The 12,517-nt window shown below is 70.0% G+C and carries 13 protein-coding genes; 6 read left to right on the forward strand and 7 right to left on the reverse strand.

The window, feature by feature from the left end:
* Nucleotides 1-37: 37 nt before the first annotated feature.
* Both AC07A4_RS19845 and AC07A4_RS19850 read left to right on the forward strand, forming a co-directional pair.
* Nucleotides 38-835 carry a calcium-binding protein gene (locus AC07A4_RS19845; RefSeq protein WP_478600209.1) on the forward strand — a complete coding sequence of 266 codons (798 nt, stop codon included), beginning with the start codon at nucleotides 38-40 and terminating at the stop codon, nucleotides 833-835.
* A gap of 62 nt (nucleotides 836-897) precedes the next feature.
* Complete coding sequence (locus AC07A4_RS19850) at nucleotides 898-1,719, forward strand: calcium-binding protein (protein ID WP_478600211.1); 822 nt, start codon at nucleotides 898-900, stop codon at nucleotides 1,717-1,719.
* A gap of 128 nt (nucleotides 1,720-1,847) precedes the next feature.
* Here the strand turns inward: AC07A4_RS19850 and AC07A4_RS19855 are convergent, their stop codons facing one another.
* Together AC07A4_RS19855 and AC07A4_RS19860 are read right to left on the reverse strand one after the other, a co-directional pair.
* Nucleotides 1,848-4,250, reverse strand: a complete 2,403-nt coding sequence (locus AC07A4_RS19855) for an HAD-IC family P-type ATPase (protein ID WP_478600213.1) — start codon at nucleotides 4,248-4,250, stop codon at nucleotides 1,848-1,850.
* An 81-nt stretch (nucleotides 4,251-4,331) separates the two neighbouring features.
* Complete coding sequence (locus AC07A4_RS19860) at nucleotides 4,332-4,625, reverse strand: DUF2530 domain-containing protein (protein ID WP_478600215.1); 294 nt, start codon at nucleotides 4,623-4,625, stop codon at nucleotides 4,332-4,334.
* Nucleotides 4,626-4,847: 222 nt separating this feature from the next.
* Between AC07A4_RS19860 and AC07A4_RS19865 the strand changes: the two genes are divergently transcribed.
* On the forward strand, nucleotides 4,848-6,290 hold the full coding sequence (locus AC07A4_RS19865; protein WP_478600218.1) for an NCS2 family permease: 1,443 nt from the start codon (nucleotides 4,848-4,850) through the stop codon (nucleotides 6,288-6,290).
* Nucleotides 6,291-6,380: 90 nt separating this feature from the next.
* Here the strand turns inward: AC07A4_RS19865 and AC07A4_RS19870 are convergent, their stop codons facing one another.
* Nucleotides 6,381-6,557, reverse strand: a complete 177-nt coding sequence (locus AC07A4_RS19870; RefSeq protein ID WP_478600220.1) for a ribbon-helix-helix protein, CopG family — start codon at nucleotides 6,555-6,557, stop codon at nucleotides 6,381-6,383.
* Between the two features lie 166 nt (nucleotides 6,558-6,723).
* On the opposite strand from AC07A4_RS19870, the gene AC07A4_RS19875 reads away from it, so the two are divergent.
* Together AC07A4_RS19875 and AC07A4_RS19880 are read left to right on the forward strand one after the other, a co-directional pair.
* The gene (locus AC07A4_RS19875; RefSeq protein ID WP_478600222.1) at nucleotides 6,724-7,161 is read left to right on the forward strand and encodes a MarR family winged helix-turn-helix transcriptional regulator; all 438 of its coding nucleotides are present in this window, start codon (nucleotides 6,724-6,726) and stop codon (nucleotides 7,159-7,161) included.
* A gap of 93 nt (nucleotides 7,162-7,254) precedes the next feature.
* Nucleotides 7,255-8,610 carry an MFS transporter gene (locus AC07A4_RS19880; RefSeq protein WP_478600225.1) on the forward strand — a complete coding sequence of 452 codons (1,356 nt, stop codon included), beginning with the start codon at nucleotides 7,255-7,257 and terminating at the stop codon, nucleotides 8,608-8,610.
* A gap of 29 nt (nucleotides 8,611-8,639) precedes the next feature.
* Here AC07A4_RS19880 and AC07A4_RS19885 read toward each other — a convergent pair whose 3' ends face one another.
* Nucleotides 8,640-9,188 (reverse strand): N-acetyltransferase family protein, encoded by a 549-nt coding sequence (locus tag AC07A4_RS19885; RefSeq protein ID WP_478600228.1) that lies wholly within the window; start codon nucleotides 9,186-9,188, stop codon nucleotides 8,640-8,642.
* Between the two features lie 17 nt (nucleotides 9,189-9,205).
* Here AC07A4_RS19885 and thpR point away from each other — a divergent pair, with 17 nt between their 5' ends.
* Nucleotides 9,206-9,784 carry an RNA 2',3'-cyclic phosphodiesterase gene (thpR, locus tag AC07A4_RS19890; RefSeq protein ID WP_478600230.1) on the forward strand — a complete coding sequence of 193 codons (579 nt, stop codon included), beginning with the start codon at nucleotides 9,206-9,208 and terminating at the stop codon, nucleotides 9,782-9,784.
* Between the two features lie 295 nt (nucleotides 9,785-10,079).
* Here the strand turns inward: thpR and AC07A4_RS19895 are convergent, their stop codons facing one another.
* From AC07A4_RS19895 to AC07A4_RS19905, 3 genes are all read right to left on the reverse strand, one after another.
* The gene (locus tag AC07A4_RS19895) at nucleotides 10,080-11,072 is read right to left on the reverse strand and encodes an aldo/keto reductase (protein WP_478600233.1); all 993 of its coding nucleotides are present in this window, start codon (nucleotides 11,070-11,072) and stop codon (nucleotides 10,080-10,082) included.
* Nucleotides 11,073-11,130: 58 nt separating this feature from the next.
* On the reverse strand, nucleotides 11,131-11,718 hold the full coding sequence (locus tag AC07A4_RS19900; RefSeq protein WP_478600236.1) for a Uma2 family endonuclease: 588 nt from the start codon (nucleotides 11,716-11,718) through the stop codon (nucleotides 11,131-11,133).
* 83 nt (nucleotides 11,719-11,801) lie between these two features.
* The gene (locus AC07A4_RS19905; RefSeq protein ID WP_478600238.1) at nucleotides 11,802-12,479 is read right to left on the reverse strand and encodes an SGNH/GDSL hydrolase family protein; all 678 of its coding nucleotides are present in this window, start codon (nucleotides 12,477-12,479) and stop codon (nucleotides 11,802-11,804) included.
* Nucleotides 12,480-12,517: the final 38 nt, after the last annotated feature.

The raw sequence follows: 12,517 nt of genomic DNA on the forward strand, positions 1-12,517 counted from the left end.
GCACCACCCTCAGCCACACCACCCCCAAGGAACACCCATGCGCATCCGCACCACCGTGGCCGCCGTCTCCGGCGCCGTCGTCCTGTCCGCCCTCGCCGTCCCGGCCGCCCAGGCCGCTCAGGACTTCCAGGCCGCGGACTCCCAGAAGGGCCACACCAAGATCACGAAGGTCGTCGTCAACGGCGGCAAGGACATCGTGGTCGGCACGTCCACGAAGAAGTTCACGATCACGGTGACGGGCACCGACCCGAAGGGCATCAAGGAGGCCATGGCCTTCGTGTGGCACGGGAAGAAGTACGACCCGGAGCACCTCGACGGCCTGCTCTTCCCGCGGAAGGACCCCAAGTGCACCAAGGTCAGCGCGACCAAGGGCACCTGCAAGGTCGTCATCAAGGCCAACCCGAACCACCTGGACAACGCCACCGCGGGCAAGTGGAAGGTGATGGCGGGTCTGCTGGGCAAGGGCAAGGCCGAGAACCACGTCATCAAGAACAAGTACAAGACCGTCGGCGTGAAGCGCGCCGCCAAGCTCACCACGAACGCCACCCCCGAGCCGGCGAAGAAGGGCGAGGCGATCACCGTCTCGGGTTCCCTGACGCGGGCCGACTGGGGCACCCACAAGTACGCGGGCTACACCGGGCAGCCGGTGAAGCTCCAGTTCAAGGCGGCGGGCACCAGTGCCTACACCACCGTGAAGACGGTGAAGTCGGGTGCGAAGGGCGCGCTGAGCACGACCGTGCAGGCGAACGTGGACGGCACCTTCCGGTACGTCTTCGCGGGCACGTCGACGACCTCGGCCGTCACCTCCACGGGCGACGCCATCGACGTCCGCTGACCCCGTTTCCGCACCGCCCTTTGTCGCACCACCCTTTGTCGCACCACCCCTGAGGAATACCCATGCGCATCCGCACCACCGTGGCCGCCGTCTCCGGCGCCGTGATCCTGTCCGCCCTCGTCGCTCCGGCCGCCCAGGCCGCCGGGCCCGACCTCGGGCTGAAGGACCGGCAGAAGGGTGACACCAAGATCACCAAGGTGGTGATCAACGGTGGCAAGGACATCGTGGTCGGCGCCGCCACGAAGAAGAAGTTCACCATCGCCGTCACCGCGACCGACGCCAAGGGCATCGAGGGCGCCGGTGGCCTGCTGTGGCACGGCGCGAAGTTCGACGAGCGGAACCTCACCGGCCTGCTCGCGCCGACCGCCGACGAGAAGTGCAAGAAGCTCAGCGCCACCAGCGCGACCTGCACGGTGACCATCACCGTGAACCCGAAGGCGGGCTGGGACAAGAACGGTCTCGCCAACCACATGGCGGGCGGCGGCTGGAAGCTCATGGCGGGCGCGGGCGGCAGGGACGGCGACCACGTCATCCGCATGGCGTATAAGAAGGGCGTCCACCTCAAGCGCGCCGCGAAGCTGACCACCAACGCCACGCCGGAGCCGGTCAAGAAGGGCAAGACGATCACGGTCGCCGGTGCCCTGACCCGCGCCAACTGGGACACCCACAAGTACGCGGGCTACACCGGGCAGCCGGTGAAGCTCCAGTTCAAGGCGGCGGGCACCAGCGCCTACACCACCGTGAAGACGGTGAAGTCAGGTGCGAAGGGCGCGCTGAGCACGACCGTGAAGGCGAACGTGGACGGCACCTTCCGGTACGTCTTCGCGGGCTCGTCGACGACGCCCTCGGTCACCTCCACCGGGGACTTCGTCGACGTCCGCTAGGCGGAAGCGGCGCGGGAGCGCCCCGAAGGGGTGCGGGGCGTGTCGATGTGCGGCTCCGCCGCGTGGGCGCGCCCAGCCACGACGGTCCCGCAGCCATGGCACCGCCACGCTGGCGTAGCGCGCAAGCGCTACGCCAGCACGCGGCGGTCGACCCAGCGGAAGGCGAACTCCGTCGCCGCCGCGGCGACCGCCGCGATCGCGACCGCCGCCCACGGCATCGTCGTGCCGACCAGCTTCAGGGCGAAGAAGTCCTGGAGGTAGGGGATGGTCAGGACCAGCAGGAAGCCGAGGCCCATCGTCGCGACCAGGCAGATCCGCCACCAGGTGTACGGGCGGGCGATGATCGCGAGGACCCACAGGGAGACCAGGAACAGGGTCAGCGTCGCCGCGCTGGTCTCGGCCTCGCGGGCGCCCTCGCCCGCGTAGTGGTGGCGGGCGAGCAGATACGTCGCGAAGGTGGAGAGCGCCGCGATGATGCCGCCGGGGAGCGCGTAGCGCATGACGCGGCGCACGAAGTGCGGCCTGGCGCGCTCCTTGTTGGGGGCGAGCGCCAGGAAGAAGGCGGGGACGCCGATCGTCAGGGTGGACAGCAGCGTCAGATGGCGCGGCAGGAACAGGTACTCCACCTGGGAGCAGACCACCAGCAGGGCGATGACGACGGAGTAGACCGTCTTCACCAGGAAGAGCGTCGCCACGCGGGTGATGTTGCCGATGACGCGGCGGCCCTCGGCCACCACCGAAGGCAGCGTCGCGAAGCTGTTGTTGAGCAGGACGATCTGGGCGACCGCGCGCGTCGCCTCCGAGCCCGAGCCCATCGAGACGCCGATGTCGGCGTCCTTCAGGGCGAGGACGTCGTTCACGCCGTCGCCGGTCATGGCGACCGTGTGGCCCTTGGACTGGAGCGCGCCCACCATGTCCCGCTTCTGCTGCGGGGTCACGCGGCCGAAGACGGAGTTGTTGTCCAGGGCCTCGGCCATCTCGGCCTGGTCGGTGGGCAGCTGCCGGGCGTCCACCGTGTTCTGCGCGCCGGGCAGGCCCAGCTTGCCCGCGACCGCGCCGACGGACACCGCGTTGTCACCGGAGATGACCTTGGCCTGGACGTTCTGCTCCTCGAAATAGCGCAGCGTGTCGGCGGCGTCGGGGCGCAGCCGCTGTTCGAGGACGACGAGGGCGGTGGGGCGGGCCCCGGCCGCGACGTCCGGGGCGTCCAGGTCGGCCGCGGCGCGCGCGAGCAGCAGTACCCGCAGGCCCTGGTGGTTGAGGTCCTCGACCTCGGCCAGGGCGGGGTCACCGGCGGGAAGGAGCACGTCGGGCGCGCCGAGCAGCCACGTCGAGCTCTCGCCGTCGCCCTCGCTGAAGCTCGCGCCGCTGTACTTGCGGGCGGAGGAAAACGGCAGGGACTCCGTGCAGCGCCACTCCTCGCTGTCGGGGTAGGCGTCGATGATGGCCTGCAGGGAGGCGTTCGGCCGCGGGTCGGACTCGCCGAGCGCGCCGAGCACCTTGCGTACGTAGTCCTCGGACGAGCCGTTGAGGGGGCGCAGCTCGGTGACGTCCATGCCGCCCTCGGTGAGCGTGCCCGTCTTGTCGAGGCAGACGGTGTCGACGCGGGCGAGGCCCTCGATGGCGGGGAGCTCCTGTACCAGGCACTGCTTGCGGCCCAGGCGGATGACGCCGATCGCGAAGGCCACGGAGGTGAGCAGGACCAGGCCCTCGGGGATCATGGGGACGATGCCGCCGACGGTGTAGGCGATCGACTCCTTGAAGTTGTCGTCCTTGACGACGAGCTGGGAGATGATCAGGCCGATCGACGTCGGGATCATCAGCCACGTCACGTACTTGAGGATCGTGGAGATGCCCGAGCGCAGCTCGGAGTGGACGAGGGTGAAGCGGCTGGCCTCCTCGGCGAGCTGCGCGGCGTAGGCCTCGCGGCCCACCTTCGTCGCGGTGAACGCGCCGCCGCCCGCGACCACGAACGAGCCCGACATCATCTTGTCGCCGGGCTTCTTCAGGACCGGGTCGGCCTCACCGGTGAGCAGGGACTCGTCGACCTCCAGGCCGTCGGCCTCGACCGTCTCGCCGTCGACCACGATCTTGTCGCCGGGGCCGAGCTCCACCAGGTCGCCGAGGACGATGTCGGAGGTGGAGATCTCGGCGGCGACGCCGTCGCGGCGGACCGTCGGCTTGGCCTCGCCTATGACGGCGAGCCCGTCGAGGGTCTTCTTGGCGCGCAGCTCCTGGATGATGCCGATGCCGGTGTTCGCCACGATCACGAAGCCGAAGAGGCTGTCCTGGATCGGCGCGACGAACAGCATGATCACCCAGAGCACGCCGATGATCGCGTTGAAGCGCGTGAAGACGTTGGCGCGGATGATCTCGGTCGTGGAGCGGCTGCTGCGGACCGGTACGTCGTTGACCTCGCCGCGGGCGACCCGCTCGGCGACCTCGGCCGACGTGAGGCCGGTGGCGCGCCCCTCGGGGGGCGCCACCGGATGGACCGGGTCGAGCTCGGCGCCCGCGTCGATATGCGTCATGCCTTCGACGGTAAAGCGGGAGGGTGGGGTTCACCCCTTGAATGTCCGAAAGATCCGACCACGGTAGGACAGGGTTTGCCCTCAGGTCGCATCCCGTACCGCGCTGGTACGAGAGGCTTCCGCGGTACGAGAGGCTTCCGCGCGCTTGATGGCCGCGTCGCGCCCGCGCACGTACCAGATGCCGATGAGGCCGAGGCCGGCGCCCGCGAGGCAGGTCCACACCCACCAGGTGGTGCCGCGGTCGTCGAACCAGCCGTAGAACGGCAGCTGGACCAGGAAGAGGACGAACCAGAGGATCGTGCCGCCGGTGATGGTGGCGACGACGGGCCCTTCCAGGGGCTCGGGTGCCTCGTGCTTGGGTGTCCACTTCGCCATGCCCTCAGCTTAGACGGGGCCCGCGCCGGGCCCCGAGCACGCTCCGGGGCCCTTGTGCCACAAGGCTCTACGCGCGGAGATGGCCATTTCAAGCTTATGTATTCATACTGAAACGGCTTCTTAATGGCCGGTTGCTTTCGTACGAAGACACAAATTCGCGCACACTCGGTCCATCCCGTTCCACAGGGTCCATCCCGTTCCACAGAGGTCATGAGGTCCCGCATGTCCCCCTCGGCCACCGCTCCGGTCGACGCCAAACCGCCGCACGCCCCGCAGGGGGGCCTGGACGGCTTCTTCAAGATCACGGAGCGGGGGTCGACCCTGGCGCGGGAGATCCGCGGCGGCTTCGCCACCTTCTTCGCGATGGCCTACATCATCGTGCTCAACCCGATCATCCTCGGCAGCGCGAAGGACATGTACGGCCACCAGCTGGACAACAAGCAGCTGGTCACCGCCACCGTGCTGACCGCCGCGTTCACCACGCTCCTGATGGGCGTCATCGGCAACGTGCCGATCGCCCTCGCCGCCGGTCTCGGCGTGAACACCGTCGTCGCCCTCCAGCTCGCGCCCCGCATGTCCTGGCCGGACGCCATGGGCATGGTGGTGCTCGCGGGCTTCGTGGTGATGCTCCTGGTCGCGACGGGCCTGCGCGAGCGCGTGATGAGCGCCGTGCCGGCCGGCCTGCGCAAGGGCATCGCGATCGGCATCGGCCTGTTCATCATGCTGATCGGCCTGGTCGACGCCGGCTTCGTCTCCCGCATCCCGGACGCCGCGCACACCACGGTGCCGCTCCAGCTCGGCGGCGACGGGCACCTCAACGGCTGGCCGGTGCTCGTCTTCGTCCTCGGCGTGCTGCTCACCCTCGCGCTCCTCGTGCGCAAGGTGCCGGGCGCGATCCTGCTGTCCATCGTCGTGATGACGGCCGTCGCCATGATCATCCACGCGGTCGCCGACGTGCCCTCCTGGGGCCTGACGACCCCCGAGTGGCCCGGCAACCCGGTCGCGACGCCGGACTTCGGCCTCGTCGGCGAGATCAGCCTCTTCGGCGGCTTCGGGAAGGTCGGCGTCCTCACCGGCATCCTCTTCGTCTTCACCGTGCTGCTCTCGTGCTTCTTCGACGCGATGGGCACGATCATGGGCATCGGCGACGAGGCCCATCTGACCGACGACAAGGGGAACTTCCCCGGCATCAACAAGGTCCTCTTCGTCGACGGCATCGCCGTCGCCGCGGGCGGCGCCTCGTCCTCCTCGGCCACCACCTGCTTCGTGGAGTCCACGGCGGGCGTCGGCGAGGGCGCCCGCACCGGCTTCGCCAACGTCGTCACCGGCGGCCTGTTCACGGTGGCGCTCTTCCTCACCCCGCTCGCCACGATGGTGCCCTCGCAGGCGGCGACGCCGGCGCTGCTCGCGGTCGGCTTCCTGATCCTGTCCGGCTCGATCGGGCAGATCGACTGGAGCGACTACACGATCGCGATCCCCGCGTTCGTGACGATGCTGATGATGCCGTTCACGTACTCGATCACTAACGGCATCGGAATGGGCTTCATCACCTTCACGGTGCTGCGCCTGGCGGCGGGGCGCGGGCGTGAGGTGCCGGTGGCCATGTATGTCGTGTCGGCCGTGTTCGCTTTCTACTACCTGATGCCCGCGCTGGACCTTACGTAGGTGCGGCGCCGTCGTGGCTGGGCGCGCCCACGCGGCGGAGCCGCATATCGACACAGTCCCGCGCCCCTTCGGGGCGCGGCGCCGCCGCCCTCAGGCGTAGAACCTCTCTGTCTCCTCTACCGACGATTTGAACCGTTCATCGAAGTCATCACGGATGAGCGTCCGGGCCACGTAGTCCTGGACGCTCATTCCCCTTTTGGCGGCGTGCTTGCGGAGCCGGTCGAGCAGCTCACTGTCTATCCGCAGGCTGAGCACAGTCGATCCCATGCGGGACAGGGTCGCCGTCCACGGACGGGGGATGCGTTACTTTCCGAATTCAGCTCACTCATATGGGTGACGAGAGGGTTCCGTGGCCCGTGTCACGGGCAGATCGTGCGCCTGCACGTGCATTCGCGGTGGTACTTAGCCTGGGTAATGAGTTATGCTAACGACCATGCCGGACCTCTCCCATGGCGACGACGACGCCGCCGTGAACTCGCTGCGCTCCGCCGTGATGCGCCTGTCCCGTCGGCTCAAGCACCAAAGGGTCGACGAGTCGCTGAGCCCCACAGAGATGTCGGTGCTCGGCACCCTCGCCCGCTGTGGCAGTGCCACACCGGGCGAGCTCGCCCGCAAGGAGCACGTGCAGCCGCCGTCGATGACACGCATCGTGGCGCTGCTTGAATCCAAGGGCCTGGTGCGCCTGGAGGCGCACCCGGACGACCGCCGCCAGAAGGTGGTCACCCAGACCGAGCAGGCCGAGGCGATGCTCGAGGAGAGCCGCCGCAAGCGGAACGCCTGGCTCGCACGGCTCGTCGAGGAGCTCGACGACGACGAGTGGGCGAAGCTCCGCGACGCCGCGCCCGTGCTGGAGAAGCTGGCCCACCTGTGACCGACTGACCACCGCGCACGGCCCCCCGCCGGGGGCCGTGCCCCGTTCCGGAGCCCCACGCCGGGCCCGGACCGCCAAAGGAGGCGAACCCCTTTGAGTACGGGATCCGGAGCAGACTCCGCCCCCGCACCAACCGCCCTCGACAAGCCCGCCCGCCCCCGTAAGAACTCCATGTTCAGCTCGCTACGGATCCGGAACTACCGGTTCTTCGCGGCTGGAGCCGTCGTGTCGAACACCGGCACCTGGATGGCTCGCATCACCCAGGACTGGCTGGTCCTCAGCCTCACCGGATCCTCCGCCGCCGTCGGCGTCACGACGGCCATGCAGTTCCTGCCGATGCTGCTCTTCGGCCTGTACGGCGGCGTCATCGCCGACCGCTTCGCCAAGCGGAACCTGCTCTTCGTCACCCAGGGCGCCATGGGCCTGGGCGGCCTGTTCCTGGCCGCGATGACCCTGACGGGCCACGTCGAGGTCTGGCACGTCTACCTGACGGCGTTCTTCACGGGCCTCGTGACCGTCGTCGACAACCCGACCCGGCAGTCCTTCGTCTCCGAGCTGGTCGGCCCCGACCAGCTGCGCAACGCCGTCAGCCTGAACTCCGCCAACTTCCAGTCCGCCCGTCTCGTCGGCCCCGCCGTCGCGGGCCTGGTCACCGCCGCGGCCGGTCCTGGCTGGGCGTTCCTCGCGAACGGCCTGTCCTTCCTCGCGCCGATCACCGGCCTGCTCCTGATCCGCACCAGCGAGCTCACCCACAGCCCGCTGGCCCCGCGCGGCGGCAAGGGCCAGCTCCGCGAGGGCCTCGGCTACGTCCGCCAGCACCCGGAGCTGATCTGGCCCATCGTCCTGATCGGGTTCATCGGCACGTTCGGCTTCAACTTCCCGATCTGGCTGAGCGCGTACGCCGACGACGTCTTCCATGGCGGCTCCGGCCTGTACGCGGCGTTCACCACGCTGATGGCCGCGGGGTCGCTGATCGGCGCGCTGCTCGCCGCCCGCCGCCCGGCGACGCGGCTGCGGATGCTCACCGCCACGGCGGGGCTCTTCGGCGTCGTCCTGATCGCCGTGGCCGCCGTGCCGAACGCGTACGTCTTCGCGGCGCTGCTCATCCCCGTCGGCGCGATCGGCCTGACCGTCAACGTCACCGCGAACTCCTCGGTGCAGATGGCCACCGACCCCGAGATGCGGGGGCGGGTGATGAGCCTGTTCATGATGGTCTTCGTCGGCGGCACCCCGCTCGGCGGGCCGCTCTTCGGCTGGCTCACCGACGCCTACGGGGTCCGCGTCAGCTTCGCCGTCGGCGGGCTCGTCACCGCGCTCGCCGCGCTCGGCGTCGGCCTCGTCCTGGCGCGCGCCGCCGATCTGAAGGTGCGGGTGGACCTGCGCCGCGGCCGCCAGCACGTGCGGTTCGTGCCCCGCGAGCGGGACCTGGAGCCGGTGACCGCCGCCTGAGCCCGCCCCCGGGGCGTCCTCCCCGGGGGCTACACGCGCAGGGCGAGCACCTGGCCCGGCCAGGTGCCGTCCTTCTCCGTGAAGGACTCGGCCCGTACGAAGCCGTTGCTCTCGTAGTACGCGACGAGCTTGCCGTCGTCGCCCGCGTAGCAGTCGACCCGCAGCAGGGACACGCCCTCCGCGCGGGTCCGCGCCACGGCGTGGGCCAGCAGCGCCCTGCCGACGCCGAGTCCCGCGAAGCGGTGGTCCGCCACGAGCAGATGCACGTACCGCTCGGGCTCACCGGCGGGCTCGACATACGAGCCTGGCCCGTCGGAGAGCGTGAGGGTGCCCGCCGCGACGCCGTCCACCTCGGCGATCCACGGCGAGCCGACGGCCGCGTACCGCTCCACGAGCTCCACCGCCTTCGGGTTCCCCGACCAGGGTCTGGTGCCCCACTGCCCGGTGCGTCCCTGGGCGACGAGCCAGTCGACGGCGCCGTCGAGGAGGCCGAGGATGACGGGGACGTCCGCGCTGGTGCCCGCGCGGATGTGGAGGCCCGTGGCCGTGGCCGAAGGGGAGTGATCTATCGCGTCCATGGAGGCAGGCTAGACCCATGAGACTCTTCCTGGCGGTGCTGCCCCCGGAGCCGGTGGTGGCCGAACTCGCCGCACGCGTCGACGACTTGAAGCGGCTGCCCGGGGCGGGGGCGCTGCGCTGGACGGAGCGGGCGGGGTGGCATCTGACGCTGGCGTTCCTGGGGGACGTCGACGAGGCGGTCGTCCCCGGCCTTTCGGCGCGCCTCGCCGCAGCCGCCCGGCACACGGAGCCGTTCGCGCTGGCGCTGCGGGGTGGTGGGCGGTTCGGGGAGCGGGCGCTGTGGGCCGGGGTGTCCGGGCAGGTGTCCGCGCTGCGGCTGCTCGCCGGGAGGGTGGAGGGGGTGGCTCGGGGGGTGGGGCTCGCCGTGAATGAGGCCCGGGCGTTTCATCCCCATCTGACGCTCGCCCGGGGGCGGGGGGAGGTGGAGCTGGGGGTCTTTGCGGAGGCGCTGGGGGAGTTTGTGGGGGTGGAGTGGGAGGTGCGGGGGGTGGCTCTGGTGCGGAGTGGGGTGCGGTACGAGACGGTGGGAGCGTGGGCTTTCCCCAATCCCGCCCCTTCCCGAAACCAGGGGGCTCCGCCCCCTGGACCCCCGTAATCGCCGCTCCGCGGCTCGTCCTCAAACGCCGGACGGGCTGGAACTCTCAGCCCGTCCGGCGTTTGAGGACGAGGCCGAAGGCCGATCGCTGTGAGCGGGGGAACGGGGGCAGCCGCACCCGGAGCGGGAAGGGGCGGGCCTGGGGCGCCCCGCGAGGGCACGGCGGCCGACCGTTAGGCTCCATGGTGTGGACCCCAAGACCAGAAACCGGATCATGGCCGGTGTGCTCGTGCTGATGTTCGTCGTCGTGGCCCTGGCGGCGGCCTTCGGACAGTAGCCGCCACCAGGGCCCCGCTCACCAGGCGAAGGCCTCCGGCGACGCCCCGGGACCGGGGAAGATCTCCTCCAGGTCGGTGAGCACCTCGCGGCTGAGCTTCAGGTCGACCGCCCGCACCGCCGACGCGAGCTGCCCGGCCGTCCGGGGCCCGACGATCGGCCCGGTCACGCCGGGCCGCGTGAGCAGCCAGGCCAGGGCCACCTCGCCGGGTTCGAGGCCGTGCTTGTCGAGCAGGTCCTCGTACGCCTGCACGCGCGCCCGTACCGCGCTGTCGGCGAGGGCGGACGCGGCCCGTCCCGAGGTGCGGCGCCCGCCCTCGACCTCCTTCTTCAGGACGCCGCCGAGCAGACCGCCGTGCAGCGGCGACCAGGGGATGACGCCGAGGCCGTACTCGCGGGCGGCCGGGATGACCTCCATCTCGGCGCGGCGCTCGGCGAGGTTGTACAGGCACTGCTCGCTGACCAGGCCGAAGCCGCCGCGCCCGCGGGCGGTCTCGTTGGCCTGGGCGATCTTGTAGCCGGGGAAGTTGCTGGAGCCCGCGTACAGGATCTTGCCCTGGCGCACGAGCACGTCGACGGCCTGCCAGATCTCCTCGAACGGGGTGTTCCGGTCGATGTGGTGGAACTGGTAGAGATCGATGTGGTCGGTCTGGAGGCGGCGCAGGGATGCCTCCACGGACCGGCGGATGTTGAGCGCGGACAGCTTGTCGTGGTTCGGCCAGGGCCGGACGCCGTGCGGGCTCATGTTGCCGTACACCTTGGTGGCGAGGACGACCTGGTCGCGCCGGTCGCCGCCGCCCGCGAACCAGCTGCCGATGATCTCCTCGGTGCGGCCCTTGTGGTCGTTGGGGCCGTACGTGTTGGACGTGTCGAAGAAGTTGATGCCCGCGCCGAGCGCGGCGTCCATGATGGCGTGGCTTTCGGCCTCGGTCGTCTGCGGCCCGAAGTTCATGGTCCCGAGCGTGAGCCTGCTGACCTTGAGCCCGGTGCGTCCCAGCTGCGTGTACCTCATGGGGCCCTAGCCAACGGTGTGACGGGGGATTGGGCAAGAGGGCGCTGGGAGTTGGGGGTCAGTCGCGGGAGAAGTCGTCGGTGGTGAGGCTGAGACCGAGGAGGGTGTGGGTCAGGTCGATCTCCTCGCCGAACTCCACCGTCGTCTCGATGCGGTACGCGCTGTTCTTGGGCTGGGTGTAGACGTGGCACTTGCCCTGGTAGGGATCGATAACGAGGTAGACGGCGACTTCGGCCTCGGCGTACGCGGTCTTCTTGGGGCCGTAGTCGTTCTGGCCGGTGCCCCGGGAGATCACTTCGGCGACGAACTCGACGTCCTCGCAGAAGAAGCCGCCCCGCTCCGTCCGCTTGGCGTCCTCGGCGACCAGCGTCACGTCGCTGCAGAAGCCGTTGAGGTCGCCGGGGTAGTCGATGCGCACGTCGGACAGCACGCGCTGACGCGGATACTTGATCCTCAGCTGATCGTAGATGCCTGCGATGATGTCCCAGTGGTTGGCCCGCTGCGGCGTCATGTAAACGGCCCCCTCGACGATCTCGACCTTGTATCCCTCGAGGAAGGGCTCCCGCTCAAGCGCCTCGAACATCTCGTCCAGGGCTTGCTCGTTGGTGATCTCGGCCATCTCGGTCCTGTCTCCAAGAACAGTCACTGTGGCGCTCCTCCCCGGCCGCCCCCCGATCGTGGTCGGCCGCGCAGTACAACGATACGCACGGCCGTGCGGTCACGCCCCGCTCAGTAGGCCTCCGCGACCTCGCCCCAGCCCCACGCCTGGGCCAGCGCGTCGCCGAAGGCGGCCGCCAGTTTCCGTTCGCCGTGCTCGTTGGGGTGGGTGCCGTCGTAGGTGTCCGCGTGGATGTCGTACCCCGGCGGGGGCGAGACCAGGAGCATCGGGGAGGTGGGGGTGTCCAGGTCGGCGGCGGTCTTCGCGAGGAGCTCGTTGAAGAGGGCGACCTCGGCGGCGAAGGCGGGGTCGTCCTGGGCGCGGACGTTGGGGATGACGGGAAGCACGGCGAGCGCGACGCGCGGGTTCGCGGCGCGGGCCTCGGCCACGAAGGCGCGCACGTTCGCGGCGGTCTGCCCGGCGTTCGTGTAGAAGCCGAGGTCGATCAGGCCGAGCGAGACGAGCAGGACGTTCGCGCGCTCCCGCCGGACGTGCTCGCCGATCAGCGGCGCCATGTGCAGCCAGCCCTCGCCCCAGCCCGCCAAGTGGGTGCGCGGGAAGTCCGGTTGGGCGTACTCGTACGAACAGGGCGCGTCGGCGGCCTTGTCGTACAGCGCCTCGCGCGGGCCGACGACCTTGAAGGGGCCGCCGAGCGTGGCGCACAGGTGGCGCCACATCCAGTAGCGCCAGGTGTGTTCACCGGCGCTTCCGATGGTCATCGAGTCGCCGACGAACATGAACCTGAGCATCCGCTCATCATCGCGGATCGCGCCCGCGGCCAGCGATG

The organism is Streptomyces sp. NPDC043996 (assembly GCF_056435225.1).

Bases quoted from the DNA above. Each gene is read 5' to 3' on its own strand.
- AC07A4_RS19845 (WP_478600209.1), top strand. From the start codon at position 38: ATGCGCATCCGCACCACCGTGGCCGCCGTCTCCGGCGCCGTCGTCCTG.
- AC07A4_RS19885 (WP_478600228.1), bottom strand. From the start codon at position 9,188: ATGGACGCGATAGATCACTCCCCTTCGGCCACGGCCACGGGCCTCCAC.
- AC07A4_RS19870 (WP_478600220.1), bottom strand. From the start codon at position 6,557: ATGGGATCGACTGTGCTCAGCCTGCGGATAGACAGTGAGCTGCTCGAC.
- AC07A4_RS19855 (WP_478600213.1), bottom strand. From the start codon at position 4,250: ATGACGCATATCGACGCGGGCGCCGAGCTCGACCCGGTCCATCCGGTG.
- AC07A4_RS19875 (WP_478600222.1), top strand. From the start codon at position 6,724: ATGCCGGACCTCTCCCATGGCGACGACGACGCCGCCGTGAACTCGCTG.
- AC07A4_RS19905 (WP_478600238.1), bottom strand. From the start codon at position 12,479: ATGCTCAGGTTCATGTTCGTCGGCGACTCGATGACCATCGGAAGCGCC.
- AC07A4_RS19860 (WP_478600215.1), bottom strand. From the start codon at position 4,625: ATGGCGAAGTGGACACCCAAGCACGAGGCACCCGAGCCCCTGGAAGGG.
- AC07A4_RS19850 (WP_478600211.1), top strand. From the start codon at position 898: ATGCGCATCCGCACCACCGTGGCCGCCGTCTCCGGCGCCGTGATCCTG.
- AC07A4_RS19895 (WP_478600233.1), bottom strand. From the start codon at position 11,072: ATGAGGTACACGCAGCTGGGACGCACCGGGCTCAAGGTCAGCAGGCTC.
- AC07A4_RS19865 (WP_478600218.1), top strand. From the start codon at position 4,848: ATGTCCCCCTCGGCCACCGCTCCGGTCGACGCCAAACCGCCGCACGCC.
- thpR (WP_478600230.1), top strand. From the start codon at position 9,206: ATGAGACTCTTCCTGGCGGTGCTGCCCCCGGAGCCGGTGGTGGCCGAA.